The sequence below is a fragment of the Yinghuangia sp. YIM S09857 genome (genome assembly GCF_051388915.1).
Taxonomy (GTDB): Bacteria; Actinomycetota; Actinomycetes; order Streptomycetales; family Streptomycetaceae; genus Yinghuangia.
The window spans coordinates 516,538-539,358 of record NZ_JBPKBH010000005.1 but is presented as its reverse complement, the minus strand read 5'-3'; the positions used below and the strand labels follow the sequence as shown (position 1 = coordinate 539,358).

Below are 22,821 nucleotides of genomic sequence, written 5' to 3'. Positions count from 1 at the left end.
CACACGGAGATCCACTTCGAGAAACTGTGCGGATATCCACCCGGGTTACCCCGCGGGTAACCCACGAGATGGTTGCTCGTTGGCAAGGGTGCCGTACCCGCGACGCGGTTCGCCTGCGGGTTGTTCGGCCGGAATGGCCCGCCGCCCAGGGCGGCCCGGCTTCGGCCGGAATTGCTTTGGCGGGTCTGTCCAAATGGCCGACACACCGACTCGGAGGCGCCACGGGGTGGGGGAATGTTGTGTGGGTCCGGTAGTGTTAATGTCACCACCGCACCAGGAGTCCAGCCCTCATCGGGCCGGGCCAGTTCGGTGCCCGGTTTCGTTTTCCGTGGCCACGGTCCTACGGGAGCTCCCCCTCCTGCCTGTCCCTCGTGACGAAACGTGGCTCCCCGAAACCGATCGGCGTCCCCCCGACGCCGTACCGCGAGAATTCCCGGGGCCCCGAGGACTAACTCCCCGCAGATGATCGTGAGCCCGATCCCGACCGCGCCGGACGCAGTTTCGACGATTCCCGCCGCAAGGCGGACCACCGCACCGGATCCGTACCCGGACCACCAGGGCCCGGGACCCGGGCCGGACAGCACAACCGGTCGCCGCGCCGTATCAAGGCCGACGCCCGCTCCAGGGAAGGACCCTTCGTGAGCGACACCACCGATCTCATGGACCAGGCCGCAGACCAGGCCGGGGCCGCCGCCAGTGACGCCACCGCCGCCGCCCCGCGGCGCCGCCGCGCCGCCGGCGGCGGCCTGAACGGCATGGTGCTGGCGGAGTTGCAGCAGGTCGCCGCCGGTCTCGGGATCAGCGGGACCGGCCGGATGCGCAAGAGCCAGCTCATCGAGGCCATCCAGGCCAAGCAGGGCGGCGGCGAGCAGCCGTCGTCCGCCGAGGCCGCCCCCGCACCGGCCGCCGCCTCGCGCGGCACGCGGGCCGCGAAGGCCGCCGCCGAGGCGCCCGCCGCGCCCGCCGAGGCCCCCGCCAAGGAGGCTCCGGCCGCCGCCGAGTCCGCGCCCGCCGCGGAATCCGCGCCGGCCGCCGAGGCCGAGGCGCCCGCGCGTACCCGCCGGGCCGCCCGCCGCGGCGTGACCGACGTCGCGCAGCAGTCGATCGACATCCCCGGCCAGTCCGCGAACGAGGGCGCGCCCACCACGCGCTCGCGCCGCGCCGAGGCCGCCGAGGACGAGCAGCAGCCCGCCAAGGGCCGCCGTGCCGCCGCCGACAAGGACGCCGAGGCGTCCGCCGACGACACCCAGGCGGGTGGCGGACGCGGCGAGGGCGGCGAGCGCGAGAGCCGCCGCGACCGCCGCGAGCGCGGCCAGGGTCGTCGCGAGCGGGGCGGTGACGGCGACGCCCAGCGCGGTGAGCGCGCCGAACGCGGCGAGCGTGCCGAGCGCGGTGAGCGTGCCGGCCGTGCCGAGCGCGGCAACCGCGGGGAGCGCGGCGAGCGGGCCGGCAACGCCGAGCGCGGCGACAACCGCGGCGACAACCGCGGCGAGAACCTGGGCGCACAGGACGACGACGACTTCGAGGGCGGCGGTCGCCGTCGTCGTGGCCGCTACCGCGACCGCAACCGGCGCCGCGGCCGCGACGGCTTCGAGGCGAACGAGCCCGTGGTCGCCGAGGACGACGTGCTGATCCCGGTCGCGGGCATCCTCGACATCCTCGACAACTACGCCTTCGTCCGGACCTCCGGTTACCTGCCGGGCCCGAACGACGTGTACGTCTCCCTCGCCCAGGTCCGCAAGAACGGCCTCCGCAAGGGCGACGCCATCGTCGGCGCGGTGCGCCAGCCGCGCGACGGCGAGCGCCGCGAGAAGTTCAACGCGCTCGTCCGGCTCGACACCGTCAACGGTTCCGAGCCCGAGCACGCCCGCCAGCGCCCGGACTTCACCAAGCTGACGCCGCTGTACCCGCAGGAGCGCCTGCGCCTGGAGACCGAGCCGAACATCCTGACGACCCGGATCATCGACCTGGTCGCGCCGATCGGCAAGGGCCAGCGCGGCCTCATCGTCTCGCCGCCGAAGGCCGGAAAGACGATGGTGCTCCAGTCGATCGCCAACGCGATCACGCACAACAACCCCGAGTGCCACCTCATGGTCGTCCTCGTCGACGAGCGGCCCGAAGAGGTCACCGACATGCAGCGCTCGGTCAAGGGCGAGGTCATCTCCTCGACCTTCGACCGGCCGGCCGAGGACCACACGATCGTCGCCGAGCTCGCCATCGAGCGGGCCAAGCGCCTCGTCGAACTGGGCCACGACGTCGTCGTGCTGCTGGACTCGATCACCCGTCTGGGCCGCGCGTACAACCTCGCGGCGCCCGCGTCGGGCCGCATCCTGTCCGGTGGTGTCGACTCGACCGCGCTCTACCCGCCGAAGCGCTTCTTCGGCGCCGCGCGCAACATCGAGAACGGCGGCTCGCTGACCATCCTCGCGACCGCGCTGGTCGAGACCGGCTCGCGCATGGACGAGGTGATCTTCGAGGAGTTCAAGGGCACCGGCAACATGGAGCTCAAGCTCGACCGCAAGCTCGCCGACAAGCGGATCTTCCCCGCGGTGGACGTGGACGCGTCCGGCACCCGCAAGGAGGAGATCCTGATGGCGCCGGAGGAACTGGCGATCGTGTGGAAGCTGCGCCGCGTGCTGCACGCGCTGGAGCAGCAGCAGGCGATCGAGCTCCTCCAGGACAAGATGAAGAAGACGAAGAGCAACGCCGAGTTCCTCATGCAGATCCAGAAGACGACCCCGATGCCGAACGACTGACGGTCCGTCCGTCGGCCGGTTCCCGGGAACCGCCGTCACGACGGAGGGCCCCGCCGACCGCCTCGCGCGGCGGCGGGGCCCTCCGTCGTGACGGCGGTTCCCGGGAACCACCGTCACGACGGAGGGCCCCGCCGCCGCGCGAGGCGGTCGGCGGGGTCCTCCGTCGTGACGGCGGTTCCCGGGAACCACCGTCACGACGGAGGGCCCCGCCGACCGCCCCGCGCGGCGGCGGGGCCCTCCGCGTGTGCGCGGCGCGTACCGGAAGGCGGGACGGGCGCCCCACCGGGTGCCCGATCGACCGCCCGATCGACCGCCCAAGTCACTGCTCAAGCGACTGCGCAGTCGACGGCGCAATCGTGTGCGGGGCACCCGATTTTGGTCGTACCGCCCGCTGCTGGCACACTGGTATGTCGGCCCCGGTTCACGTCCGCCCCTTCCTGACGGTGGCGACCCGGTGCCCTCCCGATTCGTCAAGGAGACCCCTGTGAAGCCCGAGATCCACCCGGAGTACGTGGAGACCGTCGTCTCTTGCACCTGCGGTGCCACGTTCACCACCCGCAGCACCGCCACGAGCGGCAAGATCAACGCCGACGTGTGCTCGCAGTGCCACCCGTTCTACACGGGCAAGCAGAAGATCCTCGACACCGGCGGCCGCGTCGCCCGCTTCGAGAAGCGCTTCGGCAAGGGCCCCGGCGCGGGCAGCAAGTAGCGACCTTCGACGCCGGAGGGGTGCGCGGGGCTCGACCGAGCTCCGCACACTCCCTCCGGCGTCGTTCGTTTGTCCGCGCCTTTCGCGCCCGGCGTCCCGCGCACGTCCTCCGTGCACGCCGTCCGGCCCCGCGTCGTCCGGCACGCGCCGTTTCGCACGCCGTCACCGCCCCGGTCCCGCGCGCCGATCCGCGCGTCCTCCCGCACCCCGTCGTTTCCGGCCCATCCGCACGCTGACCCGCCGCGGTCCACTGACAGGAGCCCTTGTGTTCGAGGCGATGGACGAACTGCTCGCCGAGCACGCCGATCTGGAGCGCCGTCTCGCCGACCCGCAGGTCCACGCCGACCAGGCGCGGGCGCGCAACCTCGGGCGGCGGTACGCCGAGCTGAGCCCCATCGTCGACACCTACCGCTCGTGGGTGCAGGCCGGCGACGACATCGCCACCGCCCGCGAACTCGCCGCCGAGGACCCCGACTTCGCCGCCGAGGCGGACGAGCAGGAGCAGCGCCGCGAGGAACTCGCCGAGAAGCTGCGCCACCTCCTCGTGCCGCGCGACCCCGCGGACGACAAGGACGTGATCCTGGAGATCAAGGCGGGCGAGGGCGGCGACGAGTCCGCGCTGTTCGCCGGCGACCTGCTGCGCATGTACCTGCGCTACGCCGAGCGCGCGGGCTGGAAGACCGAGGTCATCGACGCCAACGAATCCGACCTCGGCGGCTACAAGGACGTCTCGGTCGCCGTGAAGGCCAAGGGCAGCCCGGCACCCGGCGAGGGCGTGTTCGCGAAGCTGAAGTTCGAGGGCGGCGTGCACCGCGTGCAGAGGGTGCCCGCGACCGAGTCGCAGGGCCGCATCCACACCTCGGCCGCGGGCGTGCTGGTGCTGCCCGAGGCCGAGGACGTCGACGTCGAGATCAGCCCCAACGACCTGCGCATCGACGTCTACCGCTCGTCCGGCCCGGGAGGCCAGTCGGTCAACACCACCGACTCGGCGGTCCGCATCACGCACCTGCCCACCGGCGTGGTGGCGTCCTGCCAGAACGAGAAGAGCCAGTTGCAGAACAAGGAGCAGGCAATGCGTATCCTGCGATCGCGGCTGCTGGCCGCGGCGCAGGAGGAGGCCGAGAAGGAGGCCGCGGACGCGCGCCGAAGCCAGGTGCGAACCGTCGACCGGTCCGAGCGCATCCGCACGTACAACTTCCCGGAGAACCGGATTTCCGACCACCGGGTGGGCTACAAGGCGTACAACCTGGACCAGGTGCTCGACGGCGACCTCGACGCGGTGGTGCAAGCGTGCGTCGACGCCGACATGGCCGCCAGACTGGCACACAGCGGCTGAGCCGGCGGCGCGTCGGCGGCCCACATCCACGCCTCTACGGCTTCCCCCGTGCACACGGGACTGCGGACGGAGAAAGATGAACCTGCTGCTCGCCGAGGTGGCCCAGGCCACCCTGCGACTGGCCGACGCGGGCGTGCCCTCGCCGCGCTTCGACGCCGAGGAGCTTGCCGCGTACGTGCACGGCGTCAAGCGGGGCGAGTTGCACACCGTCGGCGACGGGGACTTCGACGCGCGGTTCTGGGAGGCGGTGGCGCGCCGCGAGGCGCGGGAGCCCTTGCAGCACATCACCGGGCGGGCGTTCTTCCGCTACCTCGAACTGGAGGTGGGGCCGGGAGTGTTCGTGCCGCGCCCGGAGACCGAGGTGGTGGTGGGCTGGGCCATAGAGGCGCTGCGCGCGATGGACGTCGCCGAGCCGCTGGTGGTGGACCTGTGCACCGGGTCGGGCGCGATCGCGCTCGCGGTGGCGCAGGAGGTGCCCCGGTCGGTGGTGCACGCGGTGGAGCTGGACGAGCGGGCCTTCGCGTTCGCCGAGCGCAACGCCGCCGGGTCGCGCGTGAACCTGCACCAGGGCGACGCGCTCGCGGCGTTGCCGCAGCTCAGCGGGACGGTCGACCTGGTGATCAGCAATCCGCCGTACATTCCGCTGGAGGAGTGGGAGAACGTCGCCCCGGAGGCCCGCGACCACGACCCCGAGATGGCGCTGTTCTCCGGCCAGGACGGCCTGGACGTGATCCGCGGGCTGTCGCGCACCGCGTACCGCCTGCTGCGGCCGGGGGGCGTCGTGGTGGTCGAGCACGCGGACACCCAGGGCGGCACCGTGCCGTGGATCTTCAACGAGGAATCCGGCTGGGTCGACGCCGCCGACCACCGCGACCTCAACAACCGCCCGCGGTTCACCACGGCCCGGAAAGAGGGCGCGTGACGGCCGGGGGTCCGGGGGTCCGGGGAAGCGCCCCGGGCCGGCACAGTCTGGAGGGACGGGCCCGATGAGCCGACGCTACGACTGCTCCGACACGCTGGACCGCGGGCTGGGGCTGCGCGAGGCGGCCAGTGCCGTGAAGCGGGGCGAGCTGGTGGTCATGCCCACCGACACGCTGTACGGCATCGGCGGCGACGCGTTCTCCCCGCACGCCGTCAAGGCGCTTCTGGACGCGAAGGGGCGCGGCCGCAACATGCCCTCGCCCGTGCTGGTCGGTTCTCCCACCACCCTGCACGGGCTGGTGACGGGCTTCCCCGAGCTGGGCTGGGAGCTGGTCGACGCCTTCTGGCCGGGGGCGCTGACCATCGTCGCGTTCCACCAGCCCTCGTTGCAGTGGGACCTCGGCGAGACGCGCGGCACCGTGGCCGTGCGGATGCCGCTGCACCCCGTCGCGATCGAACTGCTGAACGAGACCGGCCCGATGGCGGTCAGCAGCGCCAACCGCTCCGGCAACCCGCCCGCGACGACCGTCGACCAGGCGGTGGACCAGCTCGGCGAGTCCGTCTCGGTCTATCTCGACGGCGGCACGTGCCCGGCGACCGTGCCGTCCTCGATCATCGACCTGACCGCCGGCCGCCCGCGCCTGCTCCGCGAGGGCGCGCTGTCCCTGGAGACCCTGCGCGAAGTCGTGCCCGATTTGGAGGGCGTCAATTGACGCCGCCCCCACCCGGGCCCGTGATGGCAGGTGCGGGCCCGTTCCGCATCCTGTTCGTCTGTACGGGCAGCATCTGCCGCTCCCCCATCGCGGAGCGGCTGGCGCGGCTGGGCCTGTCGCGGCGGCTGGCCTCGTACGAGTGCGACCGCATCGAGGTGGCGAGCGCCGGCACCTGGGGCCACGAGGGCGCCTCGATGGAGCCGTTCGCCGCCGAGGTGGTACGCGAGTTCGGCGGCGACCCGGGGGATTTCAAGGGGCGCGAGCTCCAGGACGAGCACGTTGCGGAGGCGGACCTCGTGCTCACCGCGACCCTGGACCACCGCGCGCACGTGGTGTCCATGGGGCACGCGTCCGGCCTGCGCACCTTCACGCTCAAGGAGTTCACCCGTCTGGTCGCCGTCCTGGAGCACTCCGCGGTGCCCGACGGGGACCTGGTCGAGCGGGGCCGCTTCCTGGTCCGGGCCGCCGCCGCTCTGCGCGGCCGGATGGCCGCCCCCGGCCCGGAGTGGGACGAGGTCGCGGACCCCTACGGTTCGCCGCTGAACGTCTTCCGGGCCTGCGCGTCCGAGATCAACACCGCGATCGACCCCATGTTGACCGCGCTGACGGCGCGGACAGGGATGTGATGTAGGTCTCTCCGACCTACAGTGGAGGGTGCCTCCCTCCGTCAAAAGGAGTTGTGCCATGGGCACGACCGACGTCCCCTTCTGGGGCCCGGACTTCCCGCTGCTCCAGAGGACCGACCCCGACATCGCCGACGTGGTCCTGGGCGAGCTGGCGCGCCAGCGGGCGGGACTCCAGCTCATCGCGAGCGAGAACTTCACGTCACCCGCTGTGCTCGCCGTGCTGGGCAGCACGCTGTCGAACAAGTACGCCGAGGGGTATCCCGGGAGGCGCTACTACGGCGGCTGCGCGGAGGTCGACCGCGCGGAGGAGATCGGGCTGCGCCGGGCCCGCGAGCTGTTCGGCGCCGAGCACGCCAACCTCCAGCCGCACTCGGGCGCGTCGGCGAACCTGGCGGCGTACGCGGCCCTCCTCGTCCCGGGCGACACGGTGCTCGCGATGTCGCTGCCGCACGGCGGCCACCTCACCCACGGGTCACGCGTGAACTTCTCCGGCAGGTGGTTCAGCACGGTCGCCTACGGTGTGCGCGAAAAGGCCGAAACGATCGACTACGACCAGGTCAGGGACCTGGCGCTGCGCCACCGGCCGAAGATGCTGATCTGCGGTGCGACGGCCTATCCGCGACTTGTCGACTTCGCGCTCTTTCGAGAAATCGCCGACGAAGTGGACGCCTATCTGGTCGTCGACGCCGCACACTTCATCGGTCTGGTGGCCGGAGGCGCGGTCCCGTCGCCCGTTCCGTACGCCGATGTCGTCACTTGTACGACGCACAAGGTCCTGCGCGGCCCGCGCGGCGGCATGATCCTGTGCCGCGAGGAGTTGGCCGACCGAATCGACAAAGCGGTTTTCCCCTTCTGTCAGGGCGGCCCGCTCATGCACGCCGTAGCGGCTAAGGCGGTCGCTCTGCGCGAGGCCGCCCAACCGGCTTTCGCGTCGTACGCACGCCAAGTCGTGGCCAACGCGCAGGCCCTCGCCACGGGCCTGGAGGCCGAGGGGATGCGCGCGGTGTCCGGCGGCACCGACACCCACCTCGCGCTGCTCGACCTGCGCGGTCTGGGAGTCAGCGGGCGGGACGCCGAGACCCGCTGCGAGCGGGCCGGGATCACCCTCAACAAGAACGCCATCCCGTTCGACCCGGCCAAGCCGATGATCGCCTCGGGCGTCCGGGTCGGCACCCCCGCGGTGACCACGCAGGGGATGACGGAGGGTGACATGAAGGAGATCGCGACGCTGGTCGGACGGGCGGTGCGCGACACCGACGGCAGCGCCGCGCGGGACATCGCGGCGGCGGTCGCGGACCTCGTCGCGACGCATCCCGCGTACCCCGAACGGTGACCCGGACCGTGGCCCGGACCGTGGCTCAGTTCCGGTGAACCGGCCGGACGCCTGGCAGCGTCTGTCCCTGTGTCGGATGCTTCCTCCGCCGCTGTGCCGTCGCGCCGGATTGGTCCGTAGGGGCGGTGTGCCCCTGACGGAGCAATGGGTCCCCTGAAGGGCGAGTGCCGGAACGGTGGTTCTATCGTGAGCGCAGAGCGCACAGAGGCGGAAGTGGCGTCCGGGGCGCGCGGTGCCGGTGGCCCGCAGGGTGTCCACTGTGCGATCGTTTCCCGCCGGGAAGTCGATGACCTCTAGTGTGCTGCGTGTGCGGCGAAATGCAGAGTCCGGGGACGGTGGCTGAGTCTTGCGCGAGTACCTGCTGACGCTGTTCGTCTCGGCAGCAGTCACGTACCTGCTCACCGGCGCCGTACGACGCTTCGCGATCGCCGCCGGGGCGATGCCCGAGATCCGCGCGCGCGACGTCCACAAGGAGCCGACCCCCCGCCTCGGCGGCATGGCGATGTTCGGCGGCCTGTGCGCCGGGCTGCTGATCGCCCGTCAGCTCCCCGGCATGGAAGTCGTGTTCACCGACTCGACCGACGTGCAGGCGCTGCTGTCCGGCTGCGCGCTGATCTGCCTGCTGGGCGTCATCGACGACAAGTGGGGCGTCGACGCCGTCATCAAGCTGCTGGGCCAGGCCCTCGCCGCGGGCGTCATGGTGTGGCAGGGCATCGTCATCCTGTGGCTGCCGATCCCCGGCCACGGCACCTACAGCCTGAGCCCGACGCAGGGCGCGATCCTGACAATCGCGGTCGTCGTGATCACCATCAACGCGGTGAACTTCGTCGACGGGCTCGACGGCCTCGCGGCCGGGATGGTGTGCATCGCGGGCCTGGCGTTCTTCGCGTACGCCTACCGCCTCTGGTTCGGCTACGGCATCGACGGCGCCGCCGCGCCCACGATGTTCACCGCGCTGCTGATCGGCGTGTGCGCGGGCTTCCTGCCGCACAACCTGCACCCCGCGCGCATCTTCATGGGCGACTCGGGCTCGATGCTGATCGGCCTGATGCTCGCCGCGGCCGCGATCACGCTGACCGGTCGTCTCGATCCCGATGTGATCTCCGCGCAAAGTGGATCCCAGACGTTCGCGACGCACAAGTTGGTGCCTGTCTACATTCCGCTGGTGCTGCCGTTCGCGGTGCTGATCGTGCCGCTGATCGACCTGGTGATGGCCGTCACGCGGCGCGGCTGGGCGGGGCAGTCGCCGTTCGCCGCGGACAAGGGCCACCTGCACCACCGGCTGCTGGAAATCGGCCACTCGCACAGCCGGGCCGTCATGATCATGTACTTCTGGTCGGGCCTGATCGCGTCGTTCACCGTGCTCATCTCGGTACGCCCGGCCCGCCGCCCCATCGTGTACGCGGGCCTGGGCTTCATGGCCTTCGGCCTGATCGTGCTGCTGCTCCCGTGGTTCCGCCCGCACGTGCCCCGCTGGTTGTACGCAGTGGTCCCGCCCCGCTACCGTGGCCGAGGCCGTCGGAGGGCCGCCGGGGGAGAGCAGGACATAGCTCACGATCCCCTCCTCGCCACCGACGCATCCGGCGAACAGCCTTGGCACGGACCGGAATCGGCCACGCGCCCGGTAGCGCGAAGCGGCTCACGGGCCCAGAGGGGACCGCTGTGAGGTTGGGCACAGGGCTGGGTAAAGCTCTGCTCAAATAGTTTGTGATAGCGTTCACGAACCAGGGATAAGGGCCGATGGACACACGGGAGTCAAGCTCAGACCCCCGCTGAACATCGCAAGTCCGGGGCACGTCGAGCCCAGGCCGTCCTGGTGAGATCCCAGCACTCCCGACTCTTGCCGGAGACACCGACATGCAGGCCAATGACGCACGGCTTCTGCGCGGCTCGGCCATCCCCACGGCCGCCGTCGCGATCGTCGCGATGATCGTGGGCACGATTGTCGCCGGAACCGAGGGGCTGATCGGCGCCGCGTTCGCGTCCGCCGTGGTCCTCGTCTTCTTCTCGCTCGGCCAGATCGCCATCGGGAAGATCACCAACGGCAACCCGTTCATGATCATGAACATGGCGATGCTGACCTACCTCGCACAGGTCGGCGGAGTGGCGATCCTGCTGTTCGCCTTCGCCGACGCCACCTGGTTCGACACCAAGGTCTTCGCCCTGGTGATCCTGGCCGCGACCCTCGTGTGGATCGCCGCGCAGGTCCGCGTCTTCAGCAAACTGAAGATCGCGTACGTCGAACCGGACGGGAAGCGATGACGTATGACACGGCGCGTTCGCCCCGCGTTCATCGTCCCGTCCCAGGGCTGGTCCAGGGTGCTGTCCAAGATCGACGGCCCGGGTGCGGTAACCCCAAGGGCCTCCTGCTATCGTCCGGTGCGTCATGAGCGAGAGTGGACGATCGAGCGGTCCGGAAAGTTCCCGGGACAGGGGACCGAAGGACGGCGGTCTGACCGATGCCACATGGTCGAGCATCAGCTACATCCTTGGCGGGATGGCCTTCTACGGGGGGCTGGGCTGGCTGATCGACCGGTGGACGGGACACTCCACGCTGTTCCTGCCGATCGGCGTGATCGTCGGAGTCGCTCTGGCCCTGGTTCTTGTGTATGTCCGCCACGGCAGGTCCTGACCGGGCCTTGCTGCGTGCCGCTCCGCGGTTCCCCACCGCGCCGACACACTGAGGTTGCCGTAAAGATGCTTCACGACGAAGGAGTCGATGGTGGCTGCCGCTGACGTCGAGCTCGCCAGCAGCTGTCACCTGTTTGACGCCGGCTGCGGCTTCCCCTCGCCCGGGCTGAACATCTACGAGTTCAAGCCGATCTTCTCGATCGGCAGCTTCGACTTCACCAAGCCGATGCTGCTCTGCCTGATCTCGGTGCTCATCGTGGTCGGCTTCTTCTGGAGCGCGTTCGCGAAGCCCAAGCTGGTGCCGCGCGGCGTCCAGAACGTCGGCGAGCTGGGCTACCTGTTCGTCCGCGACCAGATCTCCCGCGAGACGATCGGCAAGAAGGGCGACCACTTCGTCCCCTTCCTGGTCTCGATCTTCTTCTTCGTGTGGATCATGAACCTGATGTCGATCATCCCGATCGCGCAGTTCCCGGTCACCTCGCGGATCGCCTTCCCGGCCTCGATCGTCGGCATGGTGTGGCTGACCTACATGTACCTGGGCATCAAGCACCAGGGCTTCGTGGGCTACTTCAAGAACATGATGTTCCCGCCCGGTCTGCCGAAGTGGCTGTACTTCCTCCTCGCGCCGATCGAGTTCCTGTCGAACGTCATCGTCCGGCCCTTCACCCTGGCCGTCCGGCTCTTCGCCAACATGTTCGCCGGCCACATGCTGATCGTGACCTTCAGCGTCGCGGCCTGGTACCTGCTCGGCCCGACCATCGGCGCCCTGTACTCGGCGACCTCGTTCATCGTGGTCGTGGCGCTGGTCGCCTTCGAGCTGCTGATCCAGGGGCTACAGGCGTACATCATCACGCTCCTGACCGCCTCGTACATCTCCAGCTCGCTCGAAGCCGAGCACTGAGAGACACCAGACCATCCCCTCCTCAACCGTCGTCCGGTGGAAAGTCCACCGGCCTCGAAAAAAGGAAAGCCCCAATGCTTCTCGCTGAAGTTACCGGCAGCCTCGGCTCCATCGGTTACGGCCTCGCGGCGATCGGCCCCGGCGTCGGCATCGGCATCATCTTCGGTAACGGCGTCCAGGCGATGGCCCGCCAGCCGGAGGCCACCGGCCTCATCCGTCAGAACATGCTGCTCGGCTTCGCGCTCGCCGAGGCCCTGGCCCTCATCGGCGTCGTCATGCCGTTCGTCTTCGGTAAGTGACGCTTCACTTCCCAACGGAGGTTCCCACCGTGATCCACATCGCCAGCGGCGAAGAGGAGATGAACCCTCTTCTTCCGCCGCTCGACGAAATCATCATCGGTGGCGTGGCGTTCCTCATCGTCTTCTTCTTCCTCGGCAAGGTCCTCCTTCCGAAGATCAAGAAGACGCTGGAAGAGCGTACGGACGCCATCGAGGGCGGCCTGGCGCGTGCGGAAGAGGCCCAGGCCGAAGCCCAGGCCGAACTGGAGCGCTACCGCGCCCAGTTGATCGACGCCCGTCGCGAAGCCGGCCGCCTCACCGAGGACGCCCGTGAGCAGGGTGCCGCGGCACTCTCCGAGATGCGCGCCGAAGGCGCCCGCATCAAGGACGAGATCGTCGCGTCCGGCCACGCGCAGATCGAGGCCGACCGCAAGCAGGCCTCCACGGTGCTGCGGCAGGACATCGGCAAGCTGGCCACCGAGCTGGCGGGCCGGATCGTCGGCGAATCGCTCGAGGACGAGGCGCGCCAGCGCCGCATCGTCGACCGGTTCCTCGACGAGCTCGACGCGCGTGCCGCGGAGAGCACCTCCGCGCAGACCTCCGGGCAGGTGCGCTGATGCAGGGCGCCAGCCGGGAATCGATCGCCGCGGCGCGCGAGCGCCTCGACGCTCTCGCCCAGTCGACGGGCGCCGACATGCCGGCGCTCGCCGAGGACCTGCACTCCGTCGTGCTGTTGCTCGACCGCACGGTGGTCCTGCGTCGGGTCCTCACGGACCCGGCGCGGTCCGGGGAGTCACGGGCCGCCTTCCTGGCCCAGCTCCTCGACGGACAGATCGGCGGCGAGTCCGCCGATCTGCTCGGCGGCCTGGTCCGGGCGCGCTGGTCGCGCCCCCGTGACCTGGTCGACGCGATCGACGAACTGTCGATCGAGGCCGAGCTCATCGGGGCGGACCGGGACGGTTCCCTCGACGACCTCGAAGACGAGCTGTTCCGCTTCGGCCGCATCGTGGCCGGACAGCGCGAGCTGCGGTCCACGCTCGCCGACCCGTCCATCGCGGACGGTCGCAAGGCCGAGCTGGTCTCCGGACTGCTGGCGGGACGGGTCCAGCCCGTCACCCGGCGCCTGGTGACCCGCCTGGTCGCACACCCGCGGAGCCGTAGCCTGGAGGCGGGACTCGAGGCGTACGCCCGGCTCGCCGCCGAGCGTCGGCGCCGCGTGGTCGCCCTGGTCACGGTGGCCCTGCCCCTCACCGAGGAGCAGAACACCCGCCTGGCGGCGGCCCTCGGCCGGATCTACGGCCGGCAGGTGCACCTCAACGTCGAGATCGACGAAGAGGTCATCGGGGGCGTCCGAGTGCAGATCGGTGACGACGTCATCGACGGCACCGTGGCCACCCGCCTCGACGAGGCCGGGCGGCGACTGGTCCGTTGACCGCGCGGTCGACGAGCAGCGTAAACGACAGACAGCAGCATCGCGGTTCCGAGATCGCCGTCACCGACGGCGGACCGTAACCCCACCACCTAGGAGAGCAGGGACACCAGATGGCGGAGCTCACGATCCGGCCGGAGGAGATCCGGGACGCGCTGGAGCGCTTCGTCGACTCGTACGAGCCGGACACGGCGTCGCGCGAGGAAGTCGGCACGGTCAGCGAGTGCATGGACGGCATCGCCAAGGTCGAGGGCCTGCCCTCGGTCATGGCCAACGAACTCCTGAAGTTCGAGGACGGCACCCTCGGCCTCGCGCTGAACCTCGACGTCCGCGAGATCGGTGTCGTCATCCTCGGTGACTTCAGCTCGATCGAAGAGGGCCAGACGGTCCGCCGGACCGGCGAGGTTCTGTCGGTGCCGGTCGGCGACGGCTACCTCGGCCGCGTGGTCGACCCCCTCGGCAACCCGATCGACGGCAAGGGCGAGATCGAGAGCGAGGGCCGCCGCGCCCTCGAACTCCAGGCCCCCGGCGTCATGATGCGCAAGTCGGTCCACGAGCCGATGCAGACCGGCATCAAGGCGATCGACTCGATGACCCCGATCGGCCGCGGCCAGCGCCAGCTGATCATCGGCGACCGCCAGACCGGCAAGACCGCGGTCTGCGTCGACACGATCATCAACCAGGTCCAGAACTGGAAGTCGGGCGACCCGAAGAAGCAGGTCCGCTGCATCTACGTCGCCGTCGGCCAGAAGGGCTCGACGATCGCGGGCGTGCGCCGCTCGCTCGAAGAGGCCGGCGCGATGGAGTACACGACCATCGTCGCGGCCCCCGCGTCCGACCCGGCCGGCTTCAAGTACCTGTCGCCGTACACCGGCTCGGCCATCGGCCAGCACTGGATGTACCAGGGCAAGCACGTCCTGATCGTCTTCGACGACCTGACCAAGCAGGCCGAGGCGTACCGCGCCGTGTCGCTGCTGCTGCGCCGCCCGCCGGGCCGCGAGGCGTACCCCGGCGACGTCTTCTACCTGCACTCCCGCCTGCTGGAGCGCTGCGCCAAGCTGTCCGACGACCTGGGCGCGGGCTCGATGACCGGTCTGCCGATCATCGAGACCAAGGCGAACGACGTGTCGGCGTACATCCCGACCAACGTCATCTCCATCACCGACGGCCAGTGCTTCCTGGAGTCGGACCTGTTCAACCAGGGCGTCCGCCCGGCGGTCAACGTCGGTATCTCGGTCTCCCGGGTCGGTGGCTCGGCGCAGACCAAGGCGATGAAGTCGGTCTCCGGCCAGCTCCGCCTGTCGCTCGCCCAGTACCGCGAGCTGGAGGCGTTCGCCGCCTTCGGCTCCGACCTGGACGCCGCCTCGAAGTCCTCGCTGGAGCGCGGCGCGCGGATGGTCGAGCTGCTCAAGCAGGGCCAGTACTCGCCGTTCCCGATGGAGGAGCAGGTCGTCTCCATCTGGGCCGGTACCACCGGCCGCCTGGACGACGTCCCGGTGGAGGAGATCCGCCGCTTCGAGCGTGAGTTCCTGGACAACCTGCGCATCTCGCGCAAGGAGATCCTGACCACCATCGCGGAGACCGGCAAGCTCGAGGACTCCACCATCGAATCGATGATCGACGCCCTCGCCGCGTTCAAGCAGACCTACACCCTGGCCGACGGCTCGCCGCTGGTCACCGAGGTGCCGGTCGACGGCATGGACAAGGACGAGGTCGGCCAGGAGACCATCAAGCGCCACGTCAAGTCCGGCAACTGAGAACGGAGAGACCTGACCCATGGGAGCCCAACTTCGGGTCTACCGGCGTCGGATCCGTTCCGTGTCGGCGACCAAGAAGATCACGCGCGCCCAGGAGCTCATCGCGGCGTCGCGGATCGTCAAGGCGCAGCAGCGCGTCGCGGCGGCCAAGCCGTACGCCGACGAGCTGACCCGCGCCGTCTCCGCGGTCGCCACCTTCTCCAACGCGAAGCACCCGCTGACCGAGGCGAAGCCGGGCGCGAGCCGCGCCGCGGTGCTGCTGGTCACGAGTGACCGCGGTTTCGCGGGCGCGTACAACTCCAGTGCCATCAAGGCCGCGGAGCAGCTCATCGAGCTGCTGCGCGGCGAGGGCAAGGACGTGGACCGGTACGTCATCGGTGCCAAGGGCATCGGCTACAACCGGTTCCGCAACCGCGCGCTCGCGGGCGAGTGGAGCGGGTTCTCCGACAACCCGGAGTACACCGACGCGAAGAAGGTGGCCGGCGCGTTGATCGACGCGTTCGTCCTGCCGACGGAGGACGGCGGTGTGGACGAGATCCACATCGTCAGCACCGAGTTCGAGTCCATGCTGACGCAGAACGCGGTCGCGAAGCGGGTGCTCCCGCTCGTGGTCGAGGACTCGGACGAGGAGCCGGCCGGCGGAGCCTTCCCGCTCTACGAGTTCGAGCCCTCGGCCGCGGGTGTGCTCGACGCGCTGCTGCCGCGGTACGTCGAGAGCCGCATCTACAACGCCCTGCTCCAGTCCGCGGCCTCCGAGCACGCGGCCCGGCGCAAGGCGATGAAGTCGGCGACCGAGAACGCCGAAGAGCTCATCCGTACTCTGACGCGGCTTGCCAACAACGCCCGTCAGGCCGAGATCACCAACGAAATCAGCGAGATCGTCGGCGGCGCGGACGCCCTGGCCGACGCGACCGCGGGGAGTGAATGACTATGACTGCCACTGCAACGCCGGCCCTGGCCACGGGCCGTGTCGCCCGGGTCATCGGCCCGGTCGTCGACGTGGAGTTCCCCGTCGACGCGATGCCGGAGATGTTCAACGCGCTGCACGTCGAGGTCGACCTGACCGGTCAGGGCGAGGGCGAGGGCAAGAAGCTCCTCACCCTTGAGGTCGCCCAGCACCTCGCCGACGGCATGGTCCGCGCGATCTCGATGCAGCCGACCGACGGCCTCACCCGTGGCTCGGTCGTGTCCGACACCGGCGCGGCCATCTCGGTACCGGTCGGCGAGGGCACCAAGGGCGTCGTGTTCAACGCCCTCGGCGAGCCGCTGAACGTGCCGAAGTCGGAGTTCAAGGTCGAGGAGCGGTGGCCGATCCACCGCAAGGCCCCGGCCTTCGACCAGCTCGACTCCAAGACCGAGATGTTCGAGACCGGCGTCAAGGTCATCGACCTGCTGACCCCGTACGTCAAGGGCGGCAAGATCGGTCTGTTCGGCGGTGCGGGCGTCGGCAAGACGGTCCTCATCCAGGAGATGATCGTCCGTGTCGCGCGCAACCACGACGGTGTGTCGGTGTTCGCGGGCGTCGGCGAGCGCACCCGTGAGGGCAACGACCTCATCGACGAGATGAAGGAATCCGACGTTCTGGACAAGACCGCGCTGGTCTTCGGCCAGATGGACGAGCCGCCGGGCACCCGCCTGCGCGTCGCCCTGTCGGGTCTGACGATGGCGGAGTACTTCCGCGACGTGCAGAAGCAGGACGTGCTTCTGTTCATCGACAACATCTTCCGCTTCACGCAGGCCGGCTCCGAGGTCTCCACGCTGCTCGGCCGCATGCCCTCCGCGGTGGGCTACCAGCCCACGCTGGCGGACGAGATGGGCGTGCTCCAGGAGCGCATCACCTCGACCCGCGGCCACTCGATCACCTCGATGCAGGCGATCTACGTGCCCGCGGACGACCTGACCGACCCCGCCCCGGCGACGACGTTCGCGCACCTCGACGCCACGACGGTGCTCTCGCGTCCGATCTCGGAGCTGGGCATCTACCCGGCCGTGGACCCGCTGGACTCGTCGTCCCGCATCCTCGACCCGCGGTACATCTCGCAGGAGCACTACGACTGCGCGACTCGTGTCAAGGGGATCCTCCAGAAGTACAAGGACCTCCAGGACATCATCGCGATCCTCGGCATCGACGAGCTCTCGGAAGAGGACAAGCTCGTCGTGCACCGTGCGCGCCGCATCCAGCGGTTCCTGTCGCAGAACACCCACGTCGCGAAGCAGTTCACCGGTCTCGACGGATCGGACGTGCCGCTCTCCGAGACGATCGAGGCGTTCAACGCGATCGCGGACGGCAAGTACGACCACGCGCCGGAGCAGGCGTTCTTCATGCTGGGTGGTCTCGACGACCTGGAGAAGAAGATCGCCGAGCTCGCCAAGGGCTGAGCGGGACCGGCGGCTTGTCGTGAGGTGCGAGGGGCGGTCCGGTACGGGCCGTCCCTCGCCCTGCGCGGCGGGGTCCGCAACCGGGTTCGACACCCGGTCCGACGCCGGGTTCAACACCGGGTCCACCGACCCGGATTCGCCCAGGCGGGCCCGGGGGCCGCGGTCCCGGTTGGAATCGGGGTCCGCGGGACCGATATTCTGACAGCATCCCGCGCCGGAGAACCGGTGCGCGGGACACGGGCAGGCGCGCGGCGTCCGTCCGTACGACCTGAGGAGCCACGTTGGCTGAGCTGCACGTCGAGCTGGTCGCGGCCGACCGCAAGGTGTGGTCGGGCGAGGCCACGATCGTGGTCGCCCGGACCTCCGACGGCGACACCGGTATCCAGCCCGGACACACCCCGGTCCTCGGAGTGCTCCAGTCGGGCCCGGTGACCATCCGCCAGGCGGACGGCACCACCATCGTCGCCGCGGTCCACGGCGGCTTCGTCTCCTACGCGAACAACGAGCTCTCGCTCCTCGCGGAGATCGTCGAGCTCGCCGACGAGATCGACGTCGCCCGTGCCCAGCGCGCTCTGGAGCGGGCCGGTCACGAGAAGGACCTCGCCGCCGAGCGCCGGGCGGACACGCGCCTGCGCGTGGCCGGCGTAGGCGTCGGGCACTGACGCTCGAACCCAGGCGTCGGCCGAGACCCGCACGCGGAACACGAGGAGGTCTGACGAGATGGTCCTCGTGCTGCTGACGGTCGTCCTGGCCGTCGTCGTGGTGACCGCCGCCGCCATCGGCGCGTTCGCCGTACGGCGCCGACTGATCCAGCGTCCCGGCGGGACGTTCGACTGTTCGCTGCGCCGTCTGCCAGATGTACGCGCCGCCTCCCCGGACACCGGGGAGGCGGGGCCCGCCGCGGCGTCGTCCGGGAGTTCGGTCCCGGAGGGCGCCGCTGCTGATTCTCCCGCCGCGGACGCGCCCCCGGCGGGGCACGGTTCTTCGCCCGCACCCCAGCCCCCGGAGCCCGGCGACCCGGCCGAGCCGCCGCGCGCGGCGCCCCTGGACCACGGCAAGGGCTGGGTCTTCGGCATCGCCCGCTACAGCGGCGACCGCATCGAGTGGTTCCGGGTGTTCTCGTACGCCCCGCGCCCGCGCCGCGTCCTGGAGCGCCACGACATCGTGGTGATCGAGCGGCGGCTGCCCGTCGGCCAGGAGGAGTTGGCGCTGCTGGCGGGCTCGGTGGTGCTGGTGTGCAGCCACAACGGCGTCCTGCTCGAACTGGCCATGAGCGAGGACGCCCTGACGGGTTTCCTGGCCTGGCTCGAAGCCGCCCCACCCGGCCAACGCGTCAACGTGGCCTGACGCCCCGGGCCCACTTTCAGCGTGCCAGGTAGACCTGGCGGCGCCGGAGGGAGCGTCGGCGACCGCAGGTGGCGGCAGGTCCAAGGCGGAATTGCGGACTCCGCGGCGGAGCGAGGAACGAGCACAGCCGCGGAGTTTGTGCTTCAGCCGCCCAAAAAGTCAGCGGTTCGCGCCCGGCACCCACAGCACGTCCCCCTGCTCGCGGTTGGCGTGCCGGGCCAGGATGAAGAGCAGGTCGGAGAGCCGGTTCAGGTACTTCGCGGTGAGCGCGTTCATGGTGTCCCCGTGCGTCTCCAGCGCGGCCCACGTGCTGCGCTCGGCGCGGCGGGCCACCGTGCGGGCCTGGTGCAGCAGCGCGGCGCCGGGCGTACCGCCGTTGAGGATGAAGCTGCGCAGCTTGGGGAGTTCTTCGTTGTAGCGGTCGCACGCCGCCTCCAGCGCGTCGACGTACGACTCCTCGACGCGCAACGGCGGGTACTTCGGGTCCGGCACGACGGGCGTGCACAGGTCCGCGCCGACGTCGAACAGGTCGTTCTGGATGCGGGTGAGCAGGGTGACGACGTCCTCCTCCAGCGCCCCCAGCGCGAGCGCCACCCCGATGACCGCGTTGGTCTCGTCGACGTCGGCGTACGCGGCGAGCCGGGGGTCGTTCTTGGACGTCCGGCTCATGTCCCCGAGCGCCGTCGTGCCGTCGTCGCCGGTGCGCGTGTAGATGCGTGTCAGATTGACCATGTCCCAAACCTACGCGGCGTGTCAGCAATCGAACGCGGGGGTGTCACCAGGTTGCGACACGTGTTCGGTGGGGCTCCTGGGAGACCCTACGATGCCGTGATGGACAGGTTCCGGGTGACCGGCGGGGCGAGGCTCGCCGGCGAGGTGCGTATCACGGGCGCCAAGAACAGCGCGCTCAAACTGATGGCCGCCGCGCTGCTGGCGGAGGGGGAGACCACCCTTGAGGAGGTGCCCCGGATCCTCGACGTGCAGATCATGAGCGAACTGCTGCGCCGCCTGGGCTGCGTGGTCGAGGGGGAGACCAGCGGGACGCTGCGCATCGCGGTGCCGGCGTCGCCGGGTCACGAGGCGGACTACGACCTGGTCCGCAGCATGCGCGCGTCGATCTGCGTGCTCGGGCCGCTGCTCGCCCGCTGCGGCGAGGTGCAGGTGGCCTTCCCGGGGGGCGACGCGATCGGTTCGCGCGGCCTCGACATGCACATAGACGGGCTGGTCAAGCTCGGTGCAACCGTCGAGAACGAGCACGGCTACCTGATCGCGAAGGCGCCCAAGGGGCTGGTCGGCACACCGGTGTGGCTGGACTTCCCGAGCGTGGGCGCGACCGAGAACATCCTGATGGCCGCGGTGCTGGCGAAGGGCACCACGGTCATCGACAACGCCGCGCGTGAGCCCGAGATCGTCGACATCTGCACGATGCTGACCGAGATGGGCGCGAAGATCGACGGTGCGGGCAGCTCGACGATCGAGATCCACGGCGTCGAGGGCCTGTCGCCGGTCGTGCACCGCACGGTCCCGGACCGGATCGTGGCCGGGACGTTCGCGGTGGCCGCGGCGGTCACCCACGGGGACGTGACGGTGCGGAACGCACGGCCGGAGCACCTGGAGATCGCCCTCGACAAGCTGACGGTGTCGGGCGCCTCGGTCACCGCGACCGACGACGGCTTCCGCGTCGTGATGGACCGGCGGCCGGGGGCCGTCGACGTGGTGACGTTGCCGTATCCGGGCTTCGCGACCGACATGCAGCCGCAGTTCGCGGTGCTCAACGCGGTCTCGGACGGGCACGCGATGATCACCGAGAACATCTTCGAGGCGCGCTTCGTCTTCCTCCAGGAGCTGCTGCGCCTGGGTGCGTCGATCCGCACGGACGGCCACCATGCGATCGTGCGCGGCGTGGAGCGGCTCTCCGGCGCCCCGGTGCTGGCGACGGACGTGCGCGCGGGCGCGGGGCTGGTGCTGGCCGGCCTGGTCGCGGACGGGGAGACGTTGGTCAGCGGGGTGCACCACATCGACCGGGGGTACGACGACCTGGTCGACCAGATCACCGCCCTGGGCGGCTCGTTGCTGCGCGAGCCGGAGCCCGAACCGCGGTTCTGAGGGGCTCGTACGGCCAACTGACGGCCCGTCAGGCGGGGGTGGACCCTCGTCGGCGGGCGTCAGTCCGGATAGCGCGTCAGCGCGAGCCTGGCGGCCTCCTCGTCGGGCGGCCACACCATGACGCGCAGGCCGTCGGTGGTCTCGACGAGGGTGCAGCGGATCCCGTCGGCGGTCAGCGCGCGGCACAGGCGCCGGCCGTGGGTCGTGTCGGAGGGGGCGGCGACGGCGACCAGCAGGCCGTAGTCGTCCTCCGTACCCTGCTTCGGAACGCGTTGGACGAGCGAGTGCCCGCGCCCGAACGCCCAGCGCAGCAGCAGCGCGATCACCACCATGACGGCGCAGCCCACCAGCGGCGTGAGCAGGTACGAACGGTCCATTTCGCCTCCCCTCCAAAGACTGCCGCACCATGCCTGCGAGGGACCAGCGGCGGAGGCCGATCGAGTGGCCGTTACCCTCGCGAGGAGGAGTGCCCGTCACCGCGGCCGGACGGCATCGGCGGCCGCGTCGGAGACGGGGGCACGTTCGCATGTACGAGAGAGGTTCGACGTGACGAAGAAGATCGCCGTCATCGGCGCCGGGCTCATGGGAGCCGGCATCGCCCAGGTGTCGGCCCAGGCCGGATACGAGGTCACGCTGCGGGACGTCACCGACGCCGCACTGGAGCGCGCGCAGGGCGGGATCCGGTCCTCGTACGAGAAGTTCGTGGCCAAGGGCAGGATGTCGGCGGAGGACGCCGAGGCGGCGCTCGCGCGGCTCACCGTGACCACGGACCTTGAGGCCGTCGCGGACGCGGACCTGGTCGTCGAGGCGGTCTTCGAGAAGATCGAGATCAAGCAGGAGGTGTTCCGCGAGCTGGACCGGGTGGCCAAGGACGGCGCCGTGCTGGCGTCCAACACCTCGGCGCTCCCGATCACCCAGATCGCGGTGGTGACGTCGCGCCCCGAGCAGGTCGTGGGCACGCACTTCTTCTCGCCGGTGCCGCTGATGCAGCTGTGCGAGCTGGTGCGCGGCTACAAGACGTCCGACGAGACGCTGGCCGTGGCCCGGGCGTTCGCCGAGGGCGTGGGCAAGACCTGCATCGTGGTCAACCGCGACGTCGCGGGCTTCGTCACGACGCGCCTGATCACCGCGCTGACGACGGAGGCCGTGCGCCTGTACGAGGCGGGTGTCGCGACCGCGGAGGACATCGACGTCGCGTGCAAGTTGGGCTTCGGCCACGCGATGGGCCCGCTGGCGACCATCGACCTGACCGGCGTCGACATCATGCGCAACGCCACGAGCAACATCTACGAGGAGACCAAGGACGAGAAGTTCGCGCCGCCGGAGCTGCTGAACCGCATGGTCACCGCGGGCGACCTGGGGCGGAAGAGCGGCAAGGGCTTCTACTCGTACGAGTAGGGCTGTCGGGGCGGTTGCTCTGGCGTGGGCACGGGTGTCGGGGCGGGGCTGCTCTGGCGTGGGCTCGGGCGTCGGGGTGGGGCCGCGCTGGCGTCGGCTCGGGTTTCGGCGCGGGTCGGCTCGGGCAGCCGCGGCCCGGTGCGCGTCGTGGGTCGTTTATACCGGTCACCCATATTCGTCGCCGCGCCCGCGGGCCGTCCG

23 protein-coding genes are annotated in these 22,821 nt (G+C 70.4%); 21 read left to right on the top strand and 2 right to left on the bottom strand.

Annotated elements, in window-relative coordinates; genetic code table 11:
* Nucleotides 1–638 precede the first annotated feature (638 nt).
* The 19 genes from rho (at nt 639) to ACRX5S_RS13685 (ending at nt 19,116) form a co-directional block, all read left to right on the top strand.
* Entirely contained in the window at nt 639–2,756 is a 2,118-nt protein-coding gene (gene rho, locus ACRX5S_RS13775) for a transcription termination factor Rho (RefSeq protein WP_436773172.1), read from the top strand.
* A gap of 484 nt (nt 2,757–3,240) precedes the next feature.
* The gene (gene rpmE / locus ACRX5S_RS13770; protein ID WP_436773171.1) at nt 3,241–3,465 is read left to right on the top strand and encodes a 50S ribosomal protein L31; all 225 of its coding nucleotides are present in this window, start codon (nt 3,241–3,243) and stop codon (nt 3,463–3,465) included.
* 265 nt (nt 3,466–3,730) lie between these two features.
* Nucleotides 3,731–4,801 carry a peptide chain release factor 1 gene (prfA, locus tag ACRX5S_RS13765; RefSeq protein ID WP_436773170.1) on the top strand — a complete coding sequence of 357 codons (1,071 nt, stop codon included), beginning with the start codon at nt 3,731–3,733 and terminating at the stop codon, nt 4,799–4,801.
* Between the two features lie 76 nt (nt 4,802–4,877).
* Nucleotides 4,878–5,723, top strand: coding sequence for a peptide chain release factor N(5)-glutamine methyltransferase (gene prmC, locus ACRX5S_RS13760; protein ID WP_436773169.1), 846 nt, complete (start codon nt 4,878–4,880; stop codon nt 5,721–5,723).
* Between the two features lie 64 nt (nt 5,724–5,787).
* Nucleotides 5,788–6,435 carry an L-threonylcarbamoyladenylate synthase gene (locus ACRX5S_RS13755; RefSeq protein ID WP_436773168.1) on the top strand — a complete coding sequence of 216 codons (648 nt, stop codon included), beginning with the start codon at nt 5,788–5,790 and terminating at the stop codon, nt 6,433–6,435.
* A 23-nt stretch (nt 6,436–6,458) separates the two neighbouring features.
* A complete protein-coding gene (locus tag ACRX5S_RS13750) occupies nt 6,459–7,061 on the top strand; it encodes a low molecular weight phosphatase family protein (protein WP_436773167.1) in 603 nt (200 codons plus the stop codon).
* 58 nt (nt 7,062–7,119) lie between these two features.
* The gene (glyA, locus tag ACRX5S_RS13745) at nt 7,120–8,394 is read left to right on the top strand and encodes a serine hydroxymethyltransferase (protein WP_436773166.1); all 1,275 of its coding nucleotides are present in this window, start codon (nt 7,120–7,122) and stop codon (nt 8,392–8,394) included.
* A gap of 346 nt (nt 8,395–8,740) precedes the next feature.
* Complete coding sequence (locus tag ACRX5S_RS13740; RefSeq protein ID WP_436773165.1) at nt 8,741–10,060, top strand: MraY family glycosyltransferase; 1,320 nt, start codon at nt 8,741–8,743, stop codon at nt 10,058–10,060.
* A 191-nt stretch (nt 10,061–10,251) separates the two neighbouring features.
* Nucleotides 10,252–10,656 (top strand): hypothetical protein, encoded by a 405-nt coding sequence (locus ACRX5S_RS13735; protein ID WP_358347629.1) that lies wholly within the window; start codon nt 10,252–10,254, stop codon nt 10,654–10,656.
* Between the two features lie 235 nt (nt 10,657–10,891).
* Entirely contained in the window at nt 10,892–11,026 is a 135-nt protein-coding gene (locus tag ACRX5S_RS13730) for an AtpZ/AtpI family protein (RefSeq protein ID WP_436773164.1), read from the top strand.
* An 87-nt stretch (nt 11,027–11,113) separates the two neighbouring features.
* Entirely contained in the window at nt 11,114–11,926 is an 813-nt protein-coding gene (atpB, locus tag ACRX5S_RS13725; protein WP_358347634.1) for a F0F1 ATP synthase subunit A, read from the top strand.
* 74 nt (nt 11,927–12,000) lie between these two features.
* Nucleotides 12,001–12,225, top strand: coding sequence for an ATP synthase F0 subunit C (gene atpE, locus ACRX5S_RS13720; RefSeq protein ID WP_345673097.1), 225 nt, complete (start codon nt 12,001–12,003; stop codon nt 12,223–12,225).
* A 29-nt stretch (nt 12,226–12,254) separates the two neighbouring features.
* A complete protein-coding gene (locus tag ACRX5S_RS13715) occupies nt 12,255–12,821 on the top strand; it encodes a F0F1 ATP synthase subunit B (RefSeq protein ID WP_436773163.1) in 567 nt (188 codons plus the stop codon).
* Nucleotides 12,821–13,636 (top strand): F0F1 ATP synthase subunit delta, encoded by an 816-nt coding sequence (locus ACRX5S_RS13710; RefSeq protein WP_436773162.1) that lies wholly within the window; start codon nt 12,821–12,823, stop codon nt 13,634–13,636. Before ACRX5S_RS13715 ends, ACRX5S_RS13710 begins: the two co-directional genes overlap by 1 nt.
* A 110-nt stretch (nt 13,637–13,746) precedes the next feature.
* Entirely contained in the window at nt 13,747–15,390 is a 1,644-nt protein-coding gene (gene atpA / locus ACRX5S_RS13705; protein ID WP_436773161.1) for a F0F1 ATP synthase subunit alpha, read from the top strand.
* A gap of 19 nt (nt 15,391–15,409) precedes the next feature.
* Nucleotides 15,410–16,318: a F0F1 ATP synthase subunit gamma gene (locus ACRX5S_RS13700; protein WP_436773160.1), complete on the top strand. Its 909-nt coding sequence runs from the start codon at nt 15,410–15,412 to the stop codon at nt 16,316–16,318.
* Nucleotides 16,315–17,769, top strand: coding sequence for a F0F1 ATP synthase subunit beta (gene atpD, locus ACRX5S_RS13695; protein WP_436773159.1), 1,455 nt, complete (start codon nt 16,315–16,317; stop codon nt 17,767–17,769). The genes ACRX5S_RS13700 and atpD overlap by 4 nt, the downstream gene beginning before the upstream one ends.
* Before the next feature lie 281 nt (nt 17,770–18,050).
* Nucleotides 18,051–18,431, top strand: a complete 381-nt coding sequence (locus ACRX5S_RS13690; RefSeq protein WP_358347651.1) for a F0F1 ATP synthase subunit epsilon — start codon at nt 18,051–18,053, stop codon at nt 18,429–18,431.
* A 58-nt stretch (nt 18,432–18,489) separates the two neighbouring features.
* Nucleotides 18,490–19,116, top strand: a complete 627-nt coding sequence (locus tag ACRX5S_RS13685) for a DUF2550 domain-containing protein (RefSeq protein WP_436773158.1) — start codon at nt 18,490–18,492, stop codon at nt 19,114–19,116.
* A 159-nt stretch (nt 19,117–19,275) separates the two neighbouring features.
* Here ACRX5S_RS13685 and ACRX5S_RS13680 read toward each other — a convergent pair whose 3' ends face one another.
* Complete coding sequence (locus ACRX5S_RS13680; protein ID WP_436773157.1) at nt 19,276–19,848, bottom strand: cob(I)yrinic acid a,c-diamide adenosyltransferase; 573 nt, start codon at nt 19,846–19,848, stop codon at nt 19,276–19,278.
* Nucleotides 19,849–19,947: 99 nt separating this feature from the next.
* Between ACRX5S_RS13680 and murA the strand changes: the two genes are divergently transcribed.
* Complete coding sequence (murA, locus tag ACRX5S_RS13675) at nt 19,948–21,222, top strand: UDP-N-acetylglucosamine 1-carboxyvinyltransferase (RefSeq protein ID WP_436773156.1); 1,275 nt, start codon at nt 19,948–19,950, stop codon at nt 21,220–21,222.
* 59 nt (nt 21,223–21,281) lie between these two features.
* On the opposite strand, the gene ACRX5S_RS13670 is transcribed toward murA, so the two are convergent.
* Nucleotides 21,282–21,599 (bottom strand): hypothetical protein, encoded by a 318-nt coding sequence (locus ACRX5S_RS13670; RefSeq protein WP_436773155.1) that lies wholly within the window; start codon nt 21,597–21,599, stop codon nt 21,282–21,284.
* 169 nt (nt 21,600–21,768) lie between these two features.
* Between ACRX5S_RS13670 and ACRX5S_RS13665 the strand changes: the two genes are divergently transcribed.
* Nucleotides 21,769–22,620: a 3-hydroxyacyl-CoA dehydrogenase family protein gene (locus tag ACRX5S_RS13665; protein WP_436773154.1), complete on the top strand. Its 852-nt coding sequence runs from the start codon at nt 21,769–21,771 to the stop codon at nt 22,618–22,620.
* Nucleotides 22,621–22,821 lie beyond the last annotated feature (201 nt).